The sequence below is a fragment of the Streptococcus sp. KR genome, assembly GCF_002238115.1.
GTDB lineage: Bacteria > Bacillota > Bacilli > Lactobacillales > Streptococcaceae > Streptococcus.
In genome coordinates, this window is sequence record NZ_NGVM01000322.1 from 1 (window position 1) to 231 (window position 231).

A 231-nucleotide genomic window follows, 5' to 3' on the forward strand; every position below is an offset into this window, starting at 1 on the left:
GGAATAATTTCCACTGTTTATAAGCATAGTTGTTAGGTTGATGTTCGTTCAGTTCCTCAAACATCTGCTCGACAGGACTTGGTACATCTGGATTCTCTCGATACATATTTCTTAATAGATCCGCAACGTGACCCAAGTTTGGCATGTATAACTGGACTCCAGTTTCAGGATCCTTCGAGTCAAAATAGAGATAACCAATCAATGCACGTTGCAGCATCAACTCTGCTTGAA

The 231-nt window shown here is 40.7% G+C and carries 1 pseudogene; it reads right to left on the reverse strand.

Annotated elements, in window-relative coordinates:
• Positions 1-231: pseudogene (locus CBI42_RS12125) on the reverse strand (VirD4-like conjugal transfer protein, CD1115 family); the annotation flags it as partial.